Genomic DNA, 21,685 nt, shown 5'->3' on the forward strand with positions numbered 1-21,685 from the left:
CGATGCCGGCCCTGACTGCGGTGGCCGACAAGTTCGTCGACGAGACGCATCTGGCGGCCGCCCGGGCCGTCCTGGAGCGGGTCGTCGACTCCGAGAAGGTGCGACTGGCCTTCATCGGTGGCTCGTTGGCCGCGGGCCTGGGCCACGGGATGTCGGACGTCGACCTGTACGTCGCCGCCCAGCCGGGCACCGAACTGCCGAAGCGGGCCTACCGCGAAGGCGGGTACGTCGTCCAGATCAACCCCCTGTCGACCGGGCAGCTCGAACGGATCGCCGCGATCTGCACCGAGTTCACGGCCGGCCGTGAGGACCGCTGGCAGGTCCTGGTGGGCGATGTCGAGCTGCAGCCGTCGATCCGCTACGCGATCGGCTCGGTGCTGATCGACAAGGACAGTGGCCTTCCGCCCACTGGCCAGGCGAAGCTGACTGTGCGTAAGATCCTGATGACGCGCTGGGCCTACGATGTGTCGGGCTTCGGTGAGGACGCGCTGGGGGCGCTGCAGGTCGGCGACGAACTCACCGCGCTGCAGTCCTCCTCGATCGCCGTCGAGTGCGCGGTGGAATGCGCACTCGCCGCCGTCGGCGACGTCTACCTGGGCCGCAAGTTCCTGCTGCGGCGCGCGGCCCGCAACGAGGCGCTGCGCGCGGTGCTCCCGCAGATCTGGGACGGCCTGCGGTTGCCGCAGTCCCCCGGCGGCATCGAGGAGACCACCGGCATCGTCACCGAGCGCATGCGCGTGGCCGGCCACCTGGTGGTCAACGCGCTGCTCGACGGCTGGGACGCGCCGGCCCCGCGCATCGCCGCCTGCCCCGCGCACTGGCAGGACGGCGGCCCGACCAGGAGCCCCTGGGTGGTGCCCGTCCGCCTCTCCGACTCCTGGGGCATGGCCGGACCGGATGCCGGCTACCGGGTCAAGCAGGGCACCATCCGCCTCTGGCGTGAGCTGGACGGCCGCCCCCTCGATGACGTGCACCGCGGCTTCGAGACCCGCCCCGACCTTGCCGGGACACCCCGAGAACTTCTCGACACTGCCACTGCGCAGTTGATCGAGCGGAACGTCGTCGCACCGGGCGACGGCGTTGCAACACCCGATAGTCAATAAGGAGGTTGGACATGGAGAACAACGAGATGGACATCATCGAGGACAACGAGTACGCGGCCGAGGCCCTCGGCTAATCGTTTGTCTGGCGGGGGGCGGCTTTCGAGCCGCCCCCCGCTCATCCGTGTGGCGCGGCCGACGCCGCGGATCGTGAGGAGGGTTGGCGCCGTGGATCATCCGGCGATCGAGATCCTGGACGTGGGACGTGTGTTCACCGAGTCCGGGAAGAACCTGGTTGCCCTGGACGGGGTGTCCTTCAACGTCGGCCGAGGAGAGATCGTCGGCCTGCTCGGCGGCAACGGCGCCGGCAAGACCACCCTGACCAAGATCCTCTCGACCCTCCTGCTGCCCACCACGGGCACCGCCCGGGTGCTGGGGGCGGACGTGCTGCGGAACCCGACCGCGGTCCGCGCCCACCAGTCGGTGGTCCTCGGCGGCGACCGCGGACTGTACGGGCAGTTGACGGCCCGCGAGAACCTCCGCTTCTTCGGCATGCTGGACGGCATCGCGCACCGCCGTCTGATGGCGCGGCTGGATTCGGCCCTGGAGGAGGTCGGGCTCGGCCAGGCCGCCGACCGCCGGGTCGAGTCGTTCTCCAAGGGAATGCGCCAGCGGCTGCACATCGCCATCGGCCTGATCTCCGACCCGCAGGTCCTGCTGCTCGACGAGCCCACGGTCGGTCTCGACCCGGTCGAGGCGGCTCGGCTGCGGGCCTCGGTCGCCTCGCTGCGCAGCAGTGGCGTGTCGGTCCTGCTGACCAGCCACTACCTGCTCGACATCGAGGAACTCGCGGACCGCGTGGTGATGCTGGACAAGGGCCGGGTCACCCACGAGATGTCGGTTGCCGACTTCTCGGCCAGCCTGGGCTACGCCGCCACCGTCGTGGTGCGGGGCTCCGGCACCGCGCCGGCCGAGGAGCGGTTCCGTCCGACGGGCGCGGTCGGCGTCCGGATCGAAACCGACGCCGGGGGCTGGCAGGTGACCCTGCGGCTCCCGCACTGGAGCCCCGAGGTCCTGATAGGCCTCGGGGAGGCGCTCGGGCAGGCGCGGATCGAGGGCATGGAGGTGCTGCCCGCGCGTCTGGAGGACGCCTTCATCCAGCTCCAGGCCGAGACGGTCCGATGAGTAGCGGTGCGCTGAGCGGCGCTGCCCGGACCGGCTCCGCCACCGCCGCGGCGCGGGCGGTGGCCCGCTGGACGCGGATCCTGGCCGCCTCCGCGCGGATGCAGATCCTGGTCATCCGCAGCCACCCGGCCGTGCCGATCACGGCGGTGGTCCAGCCGGTGGTCTTCTACGTGGTGACGGCCACCCAGCACGGCGCCGACTCGCCGGCCCAACGGACATCGCGGCTGATCGCGATCCTGCTCACCTCGCTGTGGGGCGCGACCCTGTGGGCCGTCGGCGGAATCCTGCGCCGGGAGATCGCCGAGGGCACCCTGGCCAGGAACCTCACCAGCCTGACCGACCCGCGCCTGGTCGTGGTCGGCAAGTGCCTCGGCAGCTCACTGCTGGTGCTGACCACGCTGGCCGGCACCAGCCTGGTGCTGGCGCTGGTCGCCGGAGCCTCGGTGCCGCTCGGAGCCGTGCCCTGGCTGCTGCTGGGCGCGGTACTGGTCGCCCTCTCGGGAACGGCCCTGGGGTTCGCGCTCTGCGGCCTCTTCGTGCTGACCCGGCACGCCGTGCACGTCACCGCCGCGCTGACCTACCCGGTGTTCATCCTCGGGGGGCTGCTGATCCCGACCTCGCTCATCCCCGAACCGCTCTCCTGGCTGTCCCGGCTGATCAGCCTCTACTGGGCCGACCGGTTCCTCGGCAGCGTCGCCGACGGCGGCGCCGTCCCGCTCACGGCCCTGTCCATGGTCGTCCTGCTCACCGCGCTGTACCACGTGACCGGCCACGTCCTCTTCCGTCGCGTCGTGGACCGGGCACGCCGAAAGGGGACGATCGACCTTGGCTGAGCACGCCCGGCGCCGCATCGAGGCGGTCAGGACCGGCTACCTGATCTACCTCGCCGACAACCCGCTCAAGGTCCAGCTGACCACCACCCTGCCCCGGCTGCTGCTGCAGGGGATCTTCTACACCATGCTCGGACGCCTGGTCGGCGGCCAGGACGGCGCGCACTTCGCGTTCGTCGGCGCGATCGCCTTCGCCGCCTGCACGGACACCGTGATCGGCGTCTGCGACGTACCGATGACCGATCAGTGGTCCGGCACCTACTACCGGCTGCAGACCGCCGCGCTGTCACCCGGAGCCGTCTACCTCTGCCGGTCGCTGCCGTACCTGACGTCCGGATTCCTCTACTCGCTGCTGGTGCTGCTGGTGGACGGTCCCATCCTCGGATTCGCGGGCAGCCTCGGCTCCCTCACCGCGGCGCTTCCGCTCTACCTGCTCACCGCGGCGACCTCCACCATGTTCGGCCTGGCCCTGGCCGCCCTCGCGGTCGGCGGCAACCGGGACGTCCTCTACGGCAACCTCGGGTCCTACTTCGTGCTGGCCGCCTCGGCGGTCGTCGCCCCACTCGCCCCGAAGCTGCACTGGCTGGCCGTGCTCGGCGAAGTCCTGCCCCTCAGCCACGGCCTCCAGGCGATCCGCGCCGCCGCCGCCGGCTCGCCGTGGCTGTCACAGCTGGCGCTCGAAGCCCTCGTCGGCCTCGGCTGGCTGGCCGTCGCCCTGCTGGTGGTACAGGCCCGGGACCGCGCGGCCCGCGGACAACGCGTCAGCATCGGCCGCCTCCGCGGCTGGCGGCTGTCCGGCAAATGACCCTCCCGCCGGTCCGCAGGACCGGCGGGGCCTCCGTGGCGCACGCGTCAGCCGAAGTTCAGCGAGTTGCTGACGTGCTCGTAGACCGCGTAGTCCGCCTTCCGACCGTCCGACTGCCCCTTGTAGTAGCCCCGGATGTTGACGGCGAGGTGGAGGACATGGCCGTCGTGGAGCATGTACTGCTCGATCGCCTTGTCGTCCGGGTTCGAGGCGATGCAGGGGAACTGCTCCTCCGCCTTGGTCGAGTAGTCGTACTCGATGACCGAGGCGTTCACCCCGCCGCCGTGCAGCATCGACTGCGGGCCGTGGACCGGCGTGGTGAAGAACGGGTCCGGCAGGCTGCTGTCAACGCAGCTCGAGCTCGGCGGCTTGCTGTGGTCGGCCTTCATGGTGTCGAGCTGCTTCTGCGCGTACGCCCGGGCGTCCTGGGTGCTCTTGCCCTCGTCGCGCACGTCGATCTGGATGCGCCCGTCAGGGCTCGCCCAGGCGGCGTCGTCGCTGCCGACGGAGGCGGAGTAGTCCTGCGGCACCGCGATGCCGAAGCCCAGCGACGCCACCTGCTGCGCCTTGTACCCGGCGGGCGTGTTCGCCGCGCTCGGGGTGGCGGTGGGCCACAGGGCCCAGGCCGTGGCACCGGCGATGACGGCGAGGGCCAGCACGGCGGCGGCCGCCTTCCGCCGCTTCGTGCCGGTGACGGCGGTGCCGACCGCGCGCAGCCGTACGGTCAGCGCGGCCGGGGCCGCGGCCGTCGGAGCCGCCGTGTCGAGCACCGTCGGGGTGGGCTGTACGGTCGCCGCGGCCCCGGCGAGCAGCAGCTGGGCCTGGGCGGCGTTCGGCCGCCGGGAGGGGTCACGCTCCAGCAGCGACATGATCGGGACGGTCAGCGCGCCCGTACGCCGTGGTTCGGGCACCGGGTCGGTGAGGATCGCCGCGACGGTGCCCTGGGAGTGCTGCCGGCGGTACGGGTGGACGCCCTCCACCGCCTCGTACAGCAGCACGCCGAGCGCCCACAGGTCGGCGGCCGGGCCGGGGCGCTGGCCGGCGGCGCGCTCGGGCGACAGGTACGGGATGGAGCCGACCACGACACCCGTCTGCGTCAGGTCGGAGCCGCCGTCGATCTGCGCGATCCCGAAGTCGGTGAGGACCACCTCGCCCGTCCGGGTCCGCATGACGTTGGCCGGCTTGATGTCCCGGTGCACCACCCCGGCGGCGTGCACCTCGCTCAGCGCGGCGGCGATCTGGCCGCCGATCGCCGCGGCCTCGGAGACGCTGAGCGTGCCGGTGGCCAGGATCGCGTCGAGGCTCTCCCCCTCGATCAGCTCCATCACCAGCCAGGGGCGGCCGTCGACGGTCTCGATGTCGTGCACCCGGACGATGTTCGGGTGCCGGAGCCCGGCGGCGGCCTGCGCCTCGCGCTCCATCCGCCGGAAGCGCTCCTCGCGCTCCCGGTCGTCGATGCCTTCCGGCAGCACCGGCTCCTTGAGCGCCACCTGACGGCGCATCCGCTCGTCGGTGGCCCGCCACACGGTGCCCATACCGCCCTGGCCCAGGCGTTCGTGCAGCCGGTAGCGGCCGTTGATGAGCATGCCTGTCGTAGCGGTGCCGGCCACCAGTCCCCCTGAATCGGTCATGACGCACATCTTGACGGAGTCTGCCCGGACAGCCAATCCCGGGTCGGAGATGCCCGGTGCGGTGGACTCGACGTGCCGGCGCCGCGCCACGGCGACCACCCTCGTGCTGTCGACGCGAAGCCAGGCGTTCGGCGAAATGTACTGTTGGCTTCGCCCGTTTCCGGACCGCGTCAAGGGGAGGCCGAGGGTGGATGCGCCCGGCAAGGCCTTCGCCCTGGACCGCGTGACCGTGCGCCGTGGCGGACGGCCGTTGCTGGAGGAGGTCTCCGCCGAGATCCCGGTCGCGACGTGCACGGCGCTGGTCGGCCCCTCGGGAGCGGGGAAGTCCACGCTGCTGCGCCTGCTGAACCGGTTGGCGGAGCCGACCTCGGGTGTCGTCCGGTTCCAGGGCAGCCCGCTGGTGCGGCTGGACGTGCCGGAGTTGCGCCGCCGGGTCGGGCTGGTCGGCCAGCAGCCGGTGCTGCTCACCGATCGCGTCGTCGACGACCTGCGGGTGGGCTGCCCGAGCCTCGAGGAGGACCGGGCGGCCGTGCTGTTGGAGCGGGTCGGCCTGTCGGCCGGGATGCTGCGGCGGGCTACCGTCGGGCTGTCCGGCGGCGAGGCCCAGCGGGTGTGCCTGGCGCGGGCACTGGCCGTCGGCCCGCAGGTGCTGCTGCTCGACGAGCCGACCTCGGCCCTGGACGCGGTGAGCGCGCAGGCGGTGGAGCGCACCATCAAGGACCTGGTCGCGGACGGGCTCGCGGTGGTACTGGTCAGCCACAACATCCCGCAGGCGCGCCGGGTCGCCGACCACGTCCTGGTCCTGCGCGGCGGACGTCTGGTCGCCTCCGGGCCCGCGGACAGCGTCGACTACCTCCAGAAGGAGACATGAACACAGCCGTACCGACCTTGGCCGGGGTCGCCGCCTCCGTCGCCCTCGTGCTGGTGGCGCTCGCGGTGGCGTGGCGGCAGCGGCTTCACCTGGCCCGGGACATCGCCGTTGCCGCCGTCCGGGCCGGCGTCCAACTCGCCGTCGTCGGCGCGATCCTGATCTTCGTCTTCCGGCACGCCGGCGTGGCCGGAGCCGCCGGCTGGCTCGCGCTCATGGTGATCATCGCCGGGCGCGTCTCCGCGGGCCGCTCCGCCGGGATGCCCCGCGCGCTGCCGATCGCCACCACCGCGGCCGCTGTCGGCACCACCGCGACCCTCGGTGTGCTGCTCGCCTTCGGGGTCATCGCCCCCGAGGCCCGGGTGGTGATTCCCGTCGGTGGCATGGTGGTCTCCGGAGCCATACAGGCCACCACCCTGGTCCTGGTCCGCCTGCGCGACGAGGCCCGCACCGCGCGGCCCGCCATCGAGGCTCGCCTGGGCCTCGGCCTTCCCGCCGCCGACGCCTTCGCGCCCCATCTCCGCTCGACCCTGCGCACCGCGCTCATGCCCACCGTCGACTCCACCAGGACCGTCGGGCTGATCAGCCTGCCCGGCGCGATGACCGGCCTGATCCTGGCCGGCGTGGACCCGCTCACCGCGATCCACTACCAGATCGTCGTGATGTACATGATGCTCTCGGCGGCCGCCCTGGCCGCCCTCACCGCCGCCCGGCTGGCCGAGCGCGCCATTTTCGACGACGCCCACCGGCTACGACCGTTCACCGCCGAAGCCGGACGCTGACATCCCGGTCGTCCCGGTGATCCCGGTCGTCCCCGCGGGCGCCGGGCTCTGTCCGCCTGCTCCGCTCGCCTGCCCCGCCCGGCCGACGCCTCACCGAAGTCCCCCATCACCTTCGGTGAGGGGTGCCGATGGTTCGCCGTCCACGCCGACCGGTACTTCTCCAGCGATCAGCACCCGGTGCATGATCCGCGGGAAGTCGAGGTGCGCGGCATCGCGAGGGGCCATGTGGATGGTGGCCCGGTTGTCCCAGAAGGCGACACTGCCCGGCTCCCAGCGGAATCGGACCGTGTACTCGGGGCGGACCGCCTGTTCCAGCAGCATCTCCAGGACGGCTCGGCTCTCCGCGCGGGAGAGGCCGATGATCTGTTCGACGTAGAAACCGTTGACGAAGAGCACGCGTTCGCCGGTTTCCGGGATGACACGGACCAGTGGGTGGGCTGTGGCCGTCTGATGGCTGAGCAGGTGTTCGACGTACGCGTCGTGGCCGGGCCGCGGCTGGTAGCCGACGCCGAGGCGGTGTTCGGCCCGGAGCCCGTCCACGAAGTCGCGTACGGGTGCCGACAGCCCGGCGTAGGCCGCTGCCAGGTTGGCCCAGGTGGTGTCACCACCGTACGGAGGCACGGTGTCGGCCCGCAGGATCGTTGCGGCCGGCGGGTCGATGTGGTTGCTCCAGTCGGAGTGCCAGGGGTGGAGCAGGGTGTCGTTGCGCCGGTGGAGCCACTCCGCCCGCTCCATGCCGTACCGACCGGAGAGTTCCAGTCGGTCGGCTGTGGTCTCGATCTCGGGCACCTCCGGCGGGGACGCGCTGCCGCGCCGGGGCCAGACGACCGGCCTGCCGAACCGTCGGGCGAGTGCCACCTGCCCGGCATGGTCGAGTCGCTGGTCCCGGAAGAAGACGACCTTCCATCGCAGCAGTGCCGCTCTGATCACGTCGACCACGGCGTCCGCGACGTCATCCGTCAGATCGACGCCGGTGATCTCCGCTCCGATGTGCCCCGCGACCGGGTGCACCTCGACACCGTGAGCACGAACAGCTTCTCCTGCCACCACAGCCCCACTGTCCTCAGGTGGTTGCCCCGGAGGCCTCCCGCGCCGCCTCCCGCAGGCAAGGTGCCCAACCCCGGAGCCTTTGGAACCTCCGCCGCGCGGGCCGGGCGCGGCGCGGACGGTCCACTACGGCAGACCCCGGGTGGCGGCCAGTGGATTGGGGACGGGCACGAAACGCGGTTCGGTGCCGTCCGCGTCGATCCAGCGGGACAGCAGGTTGGCCTTGCCCGGCACCGTGGCCGCGGCCAGGAGCACCGCGACCTCCGGAAGGCCGAGCTCCTTGCCGCACCGCTCGAACTCCTGCCGGGCGACCGGCCACAGCGTCCCCGCCACCCAAGGACAGCGGTGTGCAAGGGCGTTGGCGATCTCGCTGAGGTTGTTGACCACGAGGCAGTACACCAGGCGCCGCCAGGCCGCCTCGCGAGACGTCTCAGGGACGACCTTCGCCCCCTCCGCGTCACGGAAGACGACCTGGACGGGATCGCCGGCCGCGTCCACAGCGACCAGGGTGTTCTGCAGATGGCACTCGACCGCCACACCGTGGCGCGCGTACGCCTCCAGCACCGGCGGCACGAGCCGGCCCAGGTAGGCCTCCCACCAGCGCAGCGGATCGGCCAGGCCGTCCAGGGGACTGCCGCCGAAGCCCTCCGCGAGCGCGGCGGCCAATACCGCGGTGGCACCCGGCGCCAGGTGCTCCTCCAACCCGTCGCGGACCAGGACCGGAAGGGTCTCCTCAAGTCCTCGGACCGTGCGGTACCCGGGCTCGCTCAACCAGGCCGCCGGGCCGCCCATGGCCGCGAAGGCGGCCGCGACCAGCGGATCCGTACGGCGCCCCTGGCGCAGTTCGTGCCGCCGCATCCGCCGGACGTCGTTGGTGATCTGCACCTCCAGGCTGAACTTCAGGAACAGGTCGGCCGATCCGGGGCGCTCGGGGCTCCCGGGCACGTGGACCGTACGCACCGAGGACGTGGCCCGGGCCCGCCAGGGGGTGGTGCCGAGCCGGACGATCCGTCCCTCGGCGAAGGCGGTGCGCACGGCCGGCAGGTGCTCGGTGAGGGCGAACTGCCAAGGGTGGGCGGGCAGCAGGCGGTAGCCGGGCGGCGCCTGGCCCAGCCGGTCGAGGGCGCGGGTGTCGCCTTCGTCGACCACCGCGTCCGCGCGCACGCCGAGCAGGAGGAGCGGGAACCGCGCGTACGCCTCCGGGGCGTAGCGCAGCCAGTCGGCGGGCGGGCCGCCGCCGGTCCGGGCCTTGGGAGCCGGGTGGCAGGGGTGGCCCGTGACGAGTGCCTGCTCGGAGCGCAGCCACAGGTCATCGGGTGGGGTGGCGTGCGCCCGGGCTTCGAGGATCGCCTCCAGGGCCGTGCGGCTGGCCGTCACCTCGGCGACCAGCGCGGGGTTGGCACGCCCGGTGGTGGCACGCATCTCCTGGGCGGTGACCTCGACGAGGTCGGCGTGGTGCAGGAGGCGCCAGGCCTCACCCGTCCACAGTTCGGGCGAGGAGGGCCGATGGCCGGTGCGCACGCGCAGCAGCCGGCCGGTGGCGCTCAGGCGGTGGACGGCGTGGTCGGTGGAGGCGCTCGCCACCGGCTCGACGGCTTCGCGCAGGAGGCAGTTGAGCAGAGGCGTAACGGACAGCGCGTCAGCTGACCGGGCGAAGTCATCCATCAGCCACCAATACCATCCACCAGCCATCATGATGTCCGTAGCGAGGATCCCCGACGGGAGGTCACATGCCGGGTAGCGCCGCCGAGCGGCAGCTGGCAGAGCAACTGGGCGGCATCCGTCCGGAGCTGGTCGACGCCTACCTCGCCGCTCTGCCCGCAGCCCGGGCCGCGGTGCTGGCACGGCTGTGGCGGGGGCTCGTCCATGAGCCGCTGCCCTCGATCGTGCGACGCGTCTCCAGCCGGGACGGTACCAGCCTGCGGCTCGCGGACGGGCGGCTGCTGCACGGCCCACCGTCGGACCCGTGGGCCACGGGGACGGCAGTCGCCCACGTCGAACTGGACGGCCGCCCCTTCGACCATCCGGCCCGGCTGCTGACGGCCCTGGCCCTACCCGGCGGCGAGCGTTTCACCGGCGAACTCGACCACAGCATCGCCTCGATGGCGCTCTCCCGCACGGCCCCCCAACCCGTCGGGCCGCCCACGACGCCGTGGGAGTGGGAGCAGCGATCACTGGACGGGCACCCCTACCACCCCGCCTGCCGGTCCCGCCCGGGCTTCTCGGCCGCCGAGCAGCTGGCGTACGCACCCGAGCACCGGCCGGTGGTGAGTCTGCGGCTCGCGCCCGTCGCCGACGCCATGGTGCGCGGCGCATGGCCGGAGGAACTGCGCGCCGGCCGACGCGTCCTGATCCCGGTGCACCCCTGGCAGGCGGAGCACACCCTGGCCGGACAGCCCCTGCGGCCCGGCCCGCAGGCCCATCCGCTGCTGTCCCTGCGAACGCTCGACCTGGGCGGGAACACACACGTCAAGACCGCGCTGAGCACCCAACTCACCTCCGCGGTACGCGACATCTCCGCCTACTCGGTGGAACACGCACTGGCCACCTCCGCGATCGTCGAACGGGCCGCGGAACACCTCGGCGGCCGACTGCACATCGCGCGGACCCTGGCGGCGGCAGGAAACGGCACACCGGATCTGGCCGCGATGCTGCGGCAGTCCCCGTACTCGTACGCCGGGCCGGGAGAGCACGTCGTGCCGGTGGCACAGCTACCCGCCTGCTTCGCACCCCTCCCGCCCGAGCAACGGCGGGACCGGATCGCCGAATTCGCGCGCCTTGCCGTCGGAGTCTGCCTCGACCTGCTCGATTTCGGCGTGGCCCTGGAAGCACACGGACAGAACCTCCTCGCCGTCCTCGACCAGCAGGGCCGAACCCGGCGACTGGTCTACCGCGACCTCGCCGACATCCGGATCAGCCCCACCCGCCTGGCCCGCCACGGACTCCGGCCGCCGGTGACCGGTCGGCTCCTGGAGGACGACCCCACCAGCCTGCGCCGCAAGGTCTTCAGCTGCCTGCTCACGGGCGCACTGGGCCCACTGGCCGGAAGCGCACCGTCCCTCGGCGCGGTCCTCGCCGCCGCCACCCGAGACCTCCCCGCCACCCCCGACCTCCGAGCCCTCGTGGAGGACCCGCTCCCGGTCAAGGCCCTCACCTTGATGCGGCTGGCTCCCGGACATGACCACTGGGCACAACTACCCAACGCGGCCCTGCTCTGCTGAACCTGCGACGCGGCCGAAGCCCGAGCTTCGGGAAGATCCCGCACCGGCGCGGCGGGCCGTGAAGCGCTGGACCGCCGGTCGCGGCCCCGCGCCGCGTTGCCCGCACTCTGCCTGACCCAGATCGCCGGGTGGGGTGTTGCGGGCCCGCAGTCCCATCCCATCGGCTCGTTCATCCGACCGCCCCAACGTTCATGACCCAGTTGCTTTTTTAACCAAGTAAGGTTTTCATGGGGGCATGAATCGGACAGACACTCCCCCCGTGCTCGTCACCGGGGCGACCGGCCGGATCGGCCGCATCGTCATCGACCAGCTCCTCGACGCGGGCGTGCCGGTCCGCGCCCTCACCCATCGCTTGGAGGCGGCGGCGACGCTACCGGCGAACGTCGAGGTCTTCACCGGCGACCTCACCGTGCCCGAGTCGCTCGCCCCGGCATTGAAGGGCGCCGGGGCGGTCTTCCTCGTCTGGACCGCCCCGCCTCGGACCACCGCGGCAGTCGTCGAGCGGCTGGCGGCCCACGTGCGGCGGATCGTCTTCCTCTCCTCCCCGCACCGGACACCGCACCCCTTCTTCCAGCAGCCCAATCCCATGGCGGCGATGCACGCCGACATCGAGCGGCTCATCGCGGCCACCGGACTCGAATCGACGATCATCCGGCCGGGAATGCTCGCATCGAACTCGCTGGCCTGGTGGGCGCCCGCGATCCAGGCCGACGAGGTCGTCCGGTGGCCCTACGGCGCTGCCGAGACGGCACCGGTCGACGACCGCGACATCGCAGCCGTCGCGGCGCGGACCCTCCATCAGGACGGACACGTCGGAGGCGACTACGTCCTCACGGGCCCCGAATCGCTGACCCAGGCCGCGCAGGTGGGCGTCATCGGTGACGCCCTCGGGCGCCGGATCGACTTCGAGGAGATGACGCCGGAGGAGTTCCGCGGCCTCTCGGCGGGCACGGCCGCCGGCCCGGTCGTCGACATGCTGCTCGCCGCGTGGCGCTCGGCGGTCGGACAGCCCGCGTACGTCACCACCGCGGTGGCCGACATTCTGGGAACGGCACCGCGAACGTTCCGCCAGTGGGCCGCCGACCACGCCACCGCGTTCACCCAGCGCTCGTAACCCCATCGACCGCGCGCACGTCGTGTCGTCAGCGGGACGTTCGGGTGGGTGGGGCGATCATGCCGTGCTCGGGGTCGGTCGGGTTCTCCACGTCGCCCGGCGCTGAAGGGGTGGGGGTGGGGGTGGGGGTGGGAGATGCCGGGTGCGGCGGGGTCGCGGGCGCCGTCGGGACGGGCGGGGTCCGTGTGGTGCGGCTCGGGTCGGGGGCCGGGCCGTCGACCTGCCGGGTGGCGGTCGTCGAAGGCCGCGGGCTCGCGGAGTCCGCCGCCGATGGGGCGCCGGTGGCGGTCGCGGACGGCGTGGCGGCGGCCGGTCCGGGGGTGTCGGCCGGCCCGCAGGCCGAGAGCGTGCCGGTGACCACGAGGATCGCCGCTCCGGTGGCGATGGTGGCGATGCGGCTGTTCATGCATCGGTTCACGCGGCGGGTCACGCGTCGGTTCATGCGTCGGTTCATGCGTCGGTTCTCCGAACTCGGGCCAGGTCTGGAAACGTTGGACGGTGACCCGCTTCGGCCGGTTCCGCGTCGTGCGCAGGACGACGGCCCCGCCGCCGGGAGGTGGTGGCGGGGCCGTGCGCGGCGGTGGCGTCAGCCGTTGATCCGCCACAGGCCGCGGCCGTGGGTCGCGGCCATGAGGTAGCTGCCGTCCGGCGAGACGGTCAGGTCGGACACCGGGGTGTTCGGCAGTCCGCTGCCCAGCCGGGTCCACGAGCCGGACCCGGTGGAGGAGAACACGCCGACGTCACCGCCGACGACCACCTGGCCCTTCCAGATCTTCACCACGCTGAACGGCGCGTCCGGCAGGTTGCCGCTGAGGTCCGTCCAGTGGGCCCCGCCGTCGCGGGACTCGAAGACGTGCCCCACGCCCGCGCCGTCGATCCAGTGCCGGCTGTACGAGCCGTAGACCGCGTAGACGTGGCCCGCGTCCGCCGGGTCGACGGTGAGGCCGGTGACGAAGCGGTTCGGCAGTTCGGGAGCGCTGATCCGGTGCCAGCTGCCGCCGAAGTCGGTGTCGATGCCCGAGGTGAACGGCGTGGCGGCGCCGGGGTTGCAGCCGTTGCCGGTGCCGCACCAGCCGACGTACGTGGTCCGCCCGGAGACGGCGACGGCGGTGGAGGCGTTGCCCGCGCCGAGGTCGCGGACGGCCTTCCAGTCGCAGACCTGCTGCCAGCAGGTGGTGTCCCAGCCCTTGCCCTGGTTGTCCCAGACGTAGCGGCCGCCGGCGACCCAGTGGTTCGCGTCGGCGGGGTCGGCGGAGAACGGCGCGTTGAAGCGGCCGTCGGTCTCGCACGGGCTGGTCTTGTTCTGCTTGCAGTTCGGCGTCACGTAGTACCAGCTGTGGCCGCCGTCATCGGACTTGGCCATCGCCAGGTTGGTGTACTCGCCGACGACCCGGTTGCCGTTCTTCGGGTCCACGACGACGTCGAAGCCGTCGCCGCCCTTGGGCTCGGCCATGTGGCCGGAGCCCGGGGTGAGCACCGAGTAGCCGTTGTCCTGCAGGCCGCCCCAGGCGACGTCGCCCTTGCCGTCCGGCGAGGCGCCGAGGCCGCCGTAGAAGTACTGCAGGGTGCGCAGGGTGGCGTTCAGGTCGGTCCACTGGACGACCTTGCGCAGGCTCGCCGGACGGGACCAGACACCGCCGTCGTTGCCGAAGTACGCGGTGCCGTCCGGGGCCACCACGGCGGCGTGCTGGTCGGGGTGGGTGGTGTCCGGGCAGGTGTTCTTGGCCGGGTCGTCGTCGTAGCAGGGCAGGTCGAAGTTCCAGTACGGCCCGATGGTGTCCCAGCTCGCGCCGCCGTCGGAGGTCTCGTAGATGTCCTCCAGGCCGACGTAGACGTGCTGCGGGTCCTTCGGGTCGATGGTGATGTGCTGGTCGTACCAGGCCTGCGAGCCGGGGGTGCCGGCGCGGCCACCGGCGGCCTTGAGCCTGGGCGCGTCGGCGAGCCTCGTCCACGGGCCGGCGGGATCGCCGGAGGCCTGGGAGAAGACGCCGGCCAGGCCGACCGTGGTCGGGTCCTCGACGACCGCGTAGAGCTTGCCGCCGTCCGGGGTCCAGCCGAAGGAGGTGCGGCCGATGTGGCCGTCCTGGAGGTCACCGGAGGCCGCGACCCTGGTCCAGGTGGTGCCGGCGTCGCCGGACAGGTACAGGCCGTTGGACTGCAGGTCCTCCGGCGTGGTGCCGCCACGCCAGCCGAGCACCGCCGCCACCGTCTGGCCGTGGCTGCCCGGCTTGACCTGGACGTCGGTGATGAAGGACGTCCGGTACGGCGAGTTCGCCGGGTTGGCGTCCGGCTTGAGTACGGTCTGCCAGGGGCTGCGGATCTGCTTGGACGGGTGCTTGAGCAGGCCCTGGTTGGTGGCGACGTAGACCTGGTTGTTCTCGGCGAAGGAGATCCGGAACACCATGCTGTTGGGGATCCGGCTGCCGACCGGCTGGAAGGTCTGGCCGTGGTCGGTGGAGCGGTAGATGCCGCCGCCCGCGATGCCGTCCGCGTTGCTGTTGGCCTCGCCGGTGCCGACCCACAGCGAGTGGTCGGCCGGGTTGACCGCCACCGCGCCGACGGCCAGGGTGTCCTGCTGGTCGAAGACCGGGGTCCAGTGCGCGCCCTTGTCGGTGGAGCGCCAGACGCCGCCGCCCGCGGCGCCCGCGTACACGTACCCGCCGTCGACGGCCAGCGAGGTGATCCGGCCGGAGACGACTCCGTGGCCCGCCATGTGCGGGCCGAGGTCGTACGAGTGGTCCGCGGTGTCGTACGGCGTGCTGGACAGCTCGCTCCAGCGGCCGCCCGTGCCGGGGAGGCCGTTGGCGCTCTGGCGGCCGACGGCGAACGCCTCGGAGCTGACGGTCGTGCCGGGGGCGGTGCGGACGGCGTTGTACTCGGCGCTCGCCCCGAGGATGTCGGCGCTCTCGCCACCGGCTTCGTTTTCGTCTCCGAACATCTCGGGGCCGAACGGCGGAAGGGCCGAGCCGTCGGTGACGACGGAAGTGCCGTCCGTCGGTGCCGCGTTGCCGGGTATGGCATTGATCAGGAGCAGCGCCGGAACGACGGCGCTGACGGCAAGGCGGGTTACCCGCCGCTTGCCTGAACTCACTGGCTCTCCTTATGGGTTGCACGGCGCGCAGCTCGAAGCGCCCGCCGGGCCGGTCACGTCCTGGTGGGCGCCGCGGAGGGAGGGTGACTGCTCGCCACGTGCGCGTGACGGCTGCCGGTCGCCGATGTCGCGGTCGCCGTGGGCCGGGGCGGCCGGGGCGAGGAGACGCGCCCCTCCTCCCCGGCCCCGCGCGTGCGGTCGCACCCCTCGGCGAGTCAGACCGAAGCCTGGCCCGTGCAATGGCACTGCGTGAAGGGGAATCTCATAACGGAATCCCAAAAAGTCATTCAGTGAAAGCAGTCACCTGCCGTGTGAAACCCCGAGGCCGCCGCACTGGGCCGGGACGGTCGGCGGCCTCGCCTTCGGCTCCGGGCCGGAGCGTTCGCTCGCGGGGCCGCACGACGGCTGCGCTCGGCCGGCTACCCCGCGTCCGCGACGGACGAAGGCGTCCCGGACTGGCGGGTCAGCCCCACGGTGAAGCTCGACACCACCGCGTGACGCCCGAGCGGGCCGGGGCACACGCCGGGCTTCACCGATGGTGGGGCGGACGAGGCTCCGCGCACTCCGGCGGCGACCGCGTGCCGGCTCTCCGGAACGCTTGTCAGGCGCTCAGCAGTGACCGACCGCCCGAGCGTGGCGGTCTGGAACCCGACCTCCCGGCCACCGAATCCTTCCGCGACCGGTGGCAGCATGAACGCATCTTCTGACCACGGCAGTTGGGCCTACGCGGTGGACAGGTCCTCGCTCTCCGGCAAGCGTGGAACCCTCCGCCGCAGCGGCTTCCCGGACCAGCACACAGCCCTCACCGCACTACGGAGCTACCTGACGGCCGAGCGCATCGACATCACGGCGGACGAGACCCTGACCGTCGCCGACTACCTGAGGGAGTGGCCGCTCTCCATGCGCGAGATCCTCAAGGCCCCCACCTACGCCGGCTACCACCACCACGTCCACCACGACCTCATACCGGCCTTCGGCGCACTCCCCCTGACCGGCCTGCACGACCGCCATGTCACTACCTGCGCCCGGATCGAGGAGGCTGCCGCCGAACGCGACCGGGCCGTGGCCGCCCTGCGTTCCTTCGCCGCCACCGGCCTGCTCGCCACCGGCCTGCTCGCCGCCGCACTGCCCGGGATCGCCGTCCCGGCACCCGACGAGCCCTGGGCGCCGACCCCGGCCGTGGCACTGGCCCGCACCATCAACCAGGAACTCGACGGCACGGACGACTCCGACCGCCGCTGGGAGCTGATCCAGCAGCGGATCTCCGCCGAGCACAAGGTGCTCACCGACGCCCTCGGCCGCCACGGCCACTCGGTGGGCATGACCCTGCACGACGGCATCATGATCGTCGACGTGGTGTTCCAAGGCCGCACCCACGACGTGCCCGCCCTCGCCGACTCGCTGCGCGAGGAGGTCGAGCAGCGCGGCCTGCTGCTCTCCGCCAAGGAACGCGAACTGCTGGAGAACCACCTGGTGGGCGAGGTGGCCGGAGCGCTCCAAGAGCTGATCACCGGCGCCGAGGAGCAGGTCGCAGCGATGAACGAGGACCTGGCGGCCCGCCCCACCTCGACCGGCATGTCCCTGCGCCTGCAGTGGCAGCCCGCCGAGGACGCGCCGGCCGGCCTCGAAGCCGTCCGCACCCGCCTGCTGCGCCAGTCCTCGGACGCCTGGACACCGGCCGACCGCGCGCAGGTCGGCGAGTTCCTCCAGGCCCGGATCGCCCAGGACCGCGAGGACCACCCCGCCGACTCCTGGGCCGACCAGCTCACCCGCGCCCTGGACTACCGCGGCTGGCACTCCTTCACCATCCAGCGCCGCCAGGACGGCCAGTGGAAGCCCGCCACCGGTCCCGCGTCCGGCGGTGAACGGGTGCTCGCCGCCTCCGTCCCGCTGTTCGCGGCCGCCTCCTCGCACTACTCCTCCGGCCATCCGCACGCCCCGCGCCTGATCGCGCTCGACGAGGCGTTCGCGGGAGTCTGCCCGATCCCCACGAGCAGCGAAACGATCGCGGCCGGGGTGGCGCGGCCCTTGCCGCCGCGCTCGGGCGTTCCGTACTTCGCGGCGTACGCTGTCGAGCGCGTCGGTGGCCCACTGCACGATGTGGAAGGAGGTCGAAGACGCCCCGCAGCGTCTCCTTGTCCCGGCCCGGTGCGGCCCAGACCAGACGGCCGGCCCGCTCGACGTGCCTGTCCTCGTCTTGGACGGTGGTGACGACCTTCTTGCTCGGATCCGCCGAACCTACGACACGAACGTGTAGGCGCCACTGAGGATGAAGACGCATCCGGTGACAGCGAGGAGCACTCCCGTCAGGCGCTGAATGGCAGGCCGCACCGGTGGCGGCGATATCCGGCGAAGCAGCGACGGCAGCTGCGCTCTGTCCGCTTCCTGGCGCGAGTGACGGTGGGTCACCATGGCTCGGAAGTCGGTAGCCCACAGTATGCCGAGCCCCATGGCGAGGAAGCCGAACACCACGAGGGCCGCGCCCTCGGCGAGGCCGGGAGACCTGTTCGGCAGCGGTACGTCGGTAGCGACCACCGCCATGTCGATCGCGATACACATCGTCAGGCAACTCCCAACCCGGAGAGTAAACTTGAATGACCGCACGTGCGGTCGTCGGGCCAGGGAGCCCTTCCCTGGCCCGACGACCGTCGTTCTGTGGCTGGGAATCACATCGCGCGATCCAGCCACGCCTCCACCGAAGCCCACACCTGGCTCAGGTTCTCGGTGTGGAGCATCTCCAGGTGCCCGCATGTGAGGCGGGTCTCGGTGATCTCGCCGGAAACGTACGGCTTCCAGCGCTGGACGGTCGGCGTGTCCAGCGGGCGGCCCTCGGCGGCCACCACCAGCAGGGCGTCGCCGTCGTACTGCCGGGGCTGGTGCTCGTCCTGGAGGGTGGCGTTATTCCGGAACACACGGGCTAGGAGTTCGAGCTCCTCGTCCGAGATCGCGCCGAGGACGCGACCGGACTCGCGGCGGAGGCGGTCCATCAGGCGGCTGAGGCCCGCGTCCCGGTTGGCACCGGCCGCTTCCTCGGACGGAACTGCACCGTCCGCGTTCGGCTCGGCGTCGTGGGCCGCCGGGTAGGCGTCCAGGATGACCAGGGCACCGACCTTCTCGCCGGCCTCCTCCAGCCGCACGGCGATCTCCTGTACCACGACACCGCCGAACGACCACCCGAGTAGGTGGTACGGGCCGGACGGCTGGACGGCACGGATCTGCTCCACGTAGTCCGCCGCCATCTCCGGGACGGACCCAGCGAGTTCACCCGTCCCGTCGATACCGCGGGCCTGCAGCCCGTAGAGCGGGACGTCCTTCGGCACGTGTCGGGCCAGCGGCATGTAGGGCCAGCTCAGGCCGCCGCCGGGATGCACGCAGAAGAACGGCGGGCGGTCGCCCCCGGTCCGGATCGGCAGCAGGACGCCGAGCGCGTCGTCGACGGAGGACAGGCTCATCCGCTCCATCAGCCCTCGCACCGTCGGCGCCGCCAGCAGGGTCCGGACCGTGACCGACACGCCCTGGGCGCGCAGCCGTTCGACCAACGACAGGGCCAGCAGCGAGTGCCCGCCGAGCCGGAAGAAGTCGTCGTCCACGCCCACCCCGGCCACGCCGAGGACCTCGGCGAACGCCTCGCACATCAGGCTCTGCAGCGCGCTCGCGGACTCGCCCTCGACGCTCTCGGCCGTTCCTGTGACGTAGCCGGGCGCCGGCAGGGCCTGCCGGTCGAGCTTGCCGTTGACGGTGATCGGCAGGCCGTCCGCGAGCACCACCACCGCCGACGGCAGCATGTAGCGGGGCAGCCGCTCCTCAGCGAACCGGCGCACGTCGTCCGCGAGGGCGTCGGCGTCGGTACCCGGCCGGTCCGCGACGACGTAGGCGATCAGGCGCTTGTCACCCGGCACGTCCTCACGCACCACCACCGCCGCCTGCCGGAGCGCCGGGTGGGCGTTCAGCACCGTCTGGATCTCGCCCGGCTCGATCCGGAAGCCGCGGATCTTCACCTGGTCGTCGGCCCGGCCCAGGAACTCCAGCTGGCCGTCCGCGTTCCAGCGGGCCCGGTCACCCGTCCGGTACATCCGTGTCCCCGGCGCGCCGAACGGGCAGGCCACGAACCGCTCGGCCGTCAGGGCGGCCCGGCCGACATAGCCGCGGGCCAGACCCGCCCCGGCCACGTAGAGCTCGCCGACCACCCCGGCCGGCACCGGGCGCAGCCTGGCGTCCAGCACGAACACCCGGGTGTTGACCACCGGCGCGCCGATCGCCACCTCGCCGGCGCCGGGGCGCCAGCGCCAGAGCGTCGCATCGACGGTGGTCTCGGTCGGCCCGTAGGAGTTGAACATCGGACGGTCCTGCGCCCAGCGCGCCATCAGCTCGGACGGGCACGCCTCGCCCGCCACGATCAGCACCGTCTCCGGAGCGATCGACCCCTCGGGCAGGGTCGCCAGAACGGCGGGCGGCAGGGTCGCATGGGTGACCTCCCGCTCGGCGAGAAGGCCGGTGAGGTCCTCGCCGAACCTCCGCCCGGCCTCCACCACCACCATCGCCGCCCCCAGCAGCAGGGACATGCACCACTCCCAGCCGAAGGTGTCGAAGCTCGCCGAGGCGAACTGAGCGACCCGGTCCCCCGGCCCCACGCCCAGCCAGCGGGCGTGGCCCTCGATCATGCTGGAGACGCCGACGTGCGAGACGGCGACGCCCTTCGGCCGCCCGGTCGATCCGGAGGTGTAGATCACGTACGCCGGGTGGGCGAGCGCCAGCGGCGCCAGCCGGTCCGCGTCGACCAGGCCGGCCGGCGACAGGGCCGCCAGCTCGGCCACCGTCGCCGGCTCATCGACCACCAGGACGGGCGCACCGGGCTGCTCCGGCAGCCTGGGCACGCAGTCCGCGGACGCCAGCACCGTCACCGCGCCGGAGTCGGCCAGCATGTAGGCGACCCGCTCCACCGGGTACTCCGGGTCGAGCGGCAGATAGGCCCCGCCTGCCTTCAGGACGGCGAGCAGCGCGACCATCAGCTCGGCGCCGCGCTCCATGCAGACCGCGACCAGCGACTCCGGGCCCACCCCGCGGCCCACCAGCAGCCGGGCGAGCCGGTTGGCCCGGGCGTCCAGCTCGGCGTAGGAGAGGTCGCCCGAGTCCGTCAGGATCGCCGGCGCCTCGGGGGCCCGGGCGACGTGCGCGGCGAACAGCTCCGGCATGGTCAGGTTCGGGACGGTCGCCGCCGTGTCGTTCCACTCGGTGAGGACCTTCCGGGACGCGGCGGCGTCGAGGACGTCCACCGCGTTCAGCGGCAGGTCCGGACCGCCGGCCAGCGCCGTCTCCAGCGAGGGCACCAGGTTCTCGACCGCCGTGTGCAGCAGCAGGCCCACCGCCCGGGCGTCGACCGGGGCAACGGCGTCCACCGTCAGCCCGAAGCCGTCGCCGACATCCTCGATCGACACCGACAGCGGGTAGTTGGTCCGCTCCCGGGTGAAGACCGTCCGGATCTCGCCGGCGGGCCGCTCGGACGGGACGTCCGCAGCGGTCCGGCCGGCGGCGGCGCCGGCGGGGGCACCGCCCTCGCCGCTGTGCCGGTAGTTGAAGATCGAGGTGAAGAGCGGCGCCGTCCCGGACAGGCCACTGGCCTGCTGGGCCACCGCCAGCGGCGCGTGCTCGTGGACGAGCAGCTCGGCCAGCTGACGGCGCACCCCGCCGAGCGTCTCCAGCGCCCCGGTGCCGTCGACCCGGACCCGGACCGGCAGGGTGTTGATGAACAGCCCCGCCACCCGGTCCGCACCGGCGCCGGCGTTCATCCGCCCGAACAGCACCGTGCCGAAGACCACGTCGTCCCGCCCGGAGAGCGACGCCAGAACGCGCGCCCAGGCCAGGTGCAGCACCGTCGCCGGGCTCACGCCGACCGCCCGGGACACCTCGCGCACCCGCGCGGACAGCTCGTCCGTCAGCCACACCGACTCCCGGACCGTCCCGGCGCCGTCGCCGTACACGTCCAGCAGCCCGTACGGCGCGGTGGTCTCGGTGACGTCGCCGAGCAGCCCGGCGAAGTAGCGCTCGTGCTCCTCGCGGGAGATCCCGAGCCG

Annotated in this window: 16 protein-coding genes; 9 read left to right on the forward strand and 7 right to left on the reverse strand. The window is 72.6% G+C overall.

The window, feature by feature from the left end; translation table 11 throughout:
- Positions 1-2: 2 nt before the first annotated feature.
- The 4 genes from AC0B61_RS02835 to AC0B61_RS02850 all read left to right on the forward strand — a co-directional run bounded on the left by AC0B61_RS02835 (position 3) and on the right by AC0B61_RS02850 (position 3,860).
- Positions 3-1,103, forward strand: coding sequence for a hypothetical protein (locus AC0B61_RS02835; protein ID WP_471738796.1), 1,101 nt, complete (start codon positions 3-5; stop codon positions 1,101-1,103).
- Positions 1,104-1,268: 165 nt separating this feature from the next.
- Positions 1,269-2,225, forward strand: a complete 957-nt coding sequence (locus AC0B61_RS02840; protein WP_471738797.1) for an ABC transporter ATP-binding protein — start codon at positions 1,269-1,271, stop codon at positions 2,223-2,225.
- Positions 2,222-3,058 (forward strand): ABC transporter permease, encoded by an 837-nt coding sequence (locus tag AC0B61_RS02845; RefSeq protein ID WP_471738798.1) that lies wholly within the window; start codon positions 2,222-2,224, stop codon positions 3,056-3,058. Before AC0B61_RS02840 ends, AC0B61_RS02845 begins: the two co-directional genes overlap by 4 nt.
- On the forward strand, positions 3,051-3,860 hold the full coding sequence (locus AC0B61_RS02850) for an ABC transporter permease (RefSeq protein ID WP_471738799.1): 810 nt from the start codon (positions 3,051-3,053) through the stop codon (positions 3,858-3,860). The genes AC0B61_RS02845 and AC0B61_RS02850 overlap by 8 nt, the downstream gene beginning before the upstream one ends.
- A gap of 47 nt (positions 3,861-3,907) precedes the next feature.
- Here the strand turns inward: AC0B61_RS02850 and AC0B61_RS02855 are convergent, their stop codons facing one another.
- A complete protein-coding gene (locus AC0B61_RS02855; RefSeq protein ID WP_471738800.1) occupies positions 3,908-5,491 on the reverse strand; it encodes a serine/threonine-protein kinase in 1,584 nt (527 codons plus the stop codon).
- Between the two features lie 187 nt (positions 5,492-5,678).
- On the opposite strand from AC0B61_RS02855, the gene AC0B61_RS02860 reads away from it, so the two are divergent.
- Together AC0B61_RS02860 and AC0B61_RS02865 are read left to right on the forward strand one after the other, a co-directional pair.
- Positions 5,679-6,362: an ABC transporter ATP-binding protein gene (locus AC0B61_RS02860; protein WP_471738801.1), complete on the forward strand. Its 684-nt coding sequence runs from the start codon at positions 5,679-5,681 to the stop codon at positions 6,360-6,362.
- The gene (locus AC0B61_RS02865; RefSeq protein WP_471738802.1) at positions 6,359-7,141 is read left to right on the forward strand and encodes an ABC transporter permease; all 783 of its coding nucleotides are present in this window, start codon (positions 6,359-6,361) and stop codon (positions 7,139-7,141) included. Before AC0B61_RS02860 ends, AC0B61_RS02865 begins: the two co-directional genes overlap by 4 nt.
- 90 nt (positions 7,142-7,231) lie before the next feature.
- Here the strand turns inward: AC0B61_RS02865 and AC0B61_RS02870 are convergent, their stop codons facing one another.
- Both AC0B61_RS02870 and AC0B61_RS02875 read right to left on the reverse strand, forming a co-directional pair.
- Complete coding sequence (locus tag AC0B61_RS02870; protein WP_471738803.1) at positions 7,232-8,191, reverse strand: TauD/TfdA dioxygenase family protein; 960 nt, start codon at positions 8,189-8,191, stop codon at positions 7,232-7,234.
- A 123-nt stretch (positions 8,192-8,314) separates the two neighbouring features.
- On the reverse strand, positions 8,315-9,853 hold the full coding sequence (locus tag AC0B61_RS02875; RefSeq protein ID WP_471738804.1) for an IucA/IucC family protein: 1,539 nt from the start codon (positions 9,851-9,853) through the stop codon (positions 8,315-8,317).
- Between the two features lie 65 nt (positions 9,854-9,918).
- Here AC0B61_RS02875 and AC0B61_RS02880 point away from each other — a divergent pair, with 65 nt between their 5' ends.
- Both AC0B61_RS02880 and AC0B61_RS02885 read left to right on the forward strand, forming a co-directional pair.
- Positions 9,919-11,409, forward strand: a complete 1,491-nt coding sequence (locus tag AC0B61_RS02880; RefSeq protein ID WP_471738805.1) for an IucA/IucC family protein — start codon at positions 9,919-9,921, stop codon at positions 11,407-11,409.
- Positions 11,410-11,644: 235 nt separating this feature from the next.
- Entirely contained in the window at positions 11,645-12,523 is an 879-nt protein-coding gene (locus tag AC0B61_RS02885) for an SDR family oxidoreductase (RefSeq protein ID WP_471738806.1), read from the forward strand.
- Positions 12,524-12,551: 28 nt separating this feature from the next.
- Here the strand turns inward: AC0B61_RS02885 and AC0B61_RS02890 are convergent, their stop codons facing one another.
- Both AC0B61_RS02890 and AC0B61_RS02895 read right to left on the reverse strand, forming a co-directional pair.
- On the reverse strand, positions 12,552-12,929 hold the full coding sequence (locus AC0B61_RS02890; protein WP_471738807.1) for a hypothetical protein: 378 nt from the start codon (positions 12,927-12,929) through the stop codon (positions 12,552-12,554).
- Positions 12,930-13,109: 180 nt separating this feature from the next.
- A complete protein-coding gene (locus tag AC0B61_RS02895) occupies positions 13,110-15,614 on the reverse strand; it encodes a glycosyl hydrolase (RefSeq protein WP_471738808.1) in 2,505 nt (834 codons plus the stop codon).
- A 690-nt stretch (positions 15,615-16,304) separates the two neighbouring features.
- Here AC0B61_RS02895 and AC0B61_RS02900 point away from each other — a divergent pair.
- Positions 16,305-17,825 (forward strand): SbcC/MukB-like Walker B domain-containing protein, encoded by a 1,521-nt coding sequence (locus tag AC0B61_RS02900; protein ID WP_471738809.1) that lies wholly within the window; start codon positions 16,305-16,307, stop codon positions 17,823-17,825.
- Positions 17,826-17,852: 27 nt separating this feature from the next.
- Here AC0B61_RS02900 and AC0B61_RS02905 read toward each other — a convergent pair whose 3' ends face one another.
- Positions 17,853-18,173 (reverse strand): hypothetical protein, encoded by a 321-nt coding sequence (locus tag AC0B61_RS02905; RefSeq protein WP_471738810.1) that lies wholly within the window; start codon positions 18,171-18,173, stop codon positions 17,853-17,855.
- A gap of 107 nt (positions 18,174-18,280) precedes the next feature.
- Positions 18,281-21,685: non-ribosomal peptide synthetase (locus AC0B61_RS02910; protein WP_471738811.1), on the reverse strand; the 3,405-nt coding region annotated here is incomplete at its 5' end.

The organism is Kitasatospora sp. NPDC023385 (genome assembly GCF_055664045.1).

What these genes read in the sequence shown, in the direction of transcription:
- AC0B61_RS02835 (WP_471738796.1), top strand. Translation starts at nt 3, where the DNA reads ATGCCGGCCCTGACTGCGGTGGCCGACAAGTTCGTCGACGAGACGCAT.
- AC0B61_RS02845 (WP_471738798.1), top strand. Translation starts at nt 2,222, where the DNA reads ATGAGTAGCGGTGCGCTGAGCGGCGCTGCCCGGACCGGCTCCGCCACC.
- AC0B61_RS02855 (WP_471738800.1), bottom strand. Translation starts at nt 5,491, where the DNA reads ATGACCGATTCAGGGGGACTGGTGGCCGGCACCGCTACGACAGGCATG.
- AC0B61_RS02865 (WP_471738802.1), top strand. Translation starts at nt 6,359, where the DNA reads ATGAACACAGCCGTACCGACCTTGGCCGGGGTCGCCGCCTCCGTCGCC.
- AC0B61_RS02875 (WP_471738804.1), bottom strand. Translation starts at nt 9,853, where the DNA reads ATGGATGACTTCGCCCGGTCAGCTGACGCGCTGTCCGTTACGCCTCTG.
- AC0B61_RS02880 (WP_471738805.1), top strand. Translation starts at nt 9,919, where the DNA reads ATGCCGGGTAGCGCCGCCGAGCGGCAGCTGGCAGAGCAACTGGGCGGC.
- AC0B61_RS02885 (WP_471738806.1), top strand. Translation starts at nt 11,645, where the DNA reads ATGAATCGGACAGACACTCCCCCCGTGCTCGTCACCGGGGCGACCGGC.
- AC0B61_RS02890 (WP_471738807.1), bottom strand. Translation starts at nt 12,929, where the DNA reads ATGAACAGCCGCATCGCCACCATCGCCACCGGAGCGGCGATCCTCGTG.
- AC0B61_RS02900 (WP_471738809.1), top strand. Translation starts at nt 16,305, where the DNA reads ATGAACGCATCTTCTGACCACGGCAGTTGGGCCTACGCGGTGGACAGG.
- AC0B61_RS02905 (WP_471738810.1), bottom strand. Translation starts at nt 18,173, where the DNA reads ATGTGTATCGCGATCGACATGGCGGTGGTCGCTACCGACGTACCGCTG.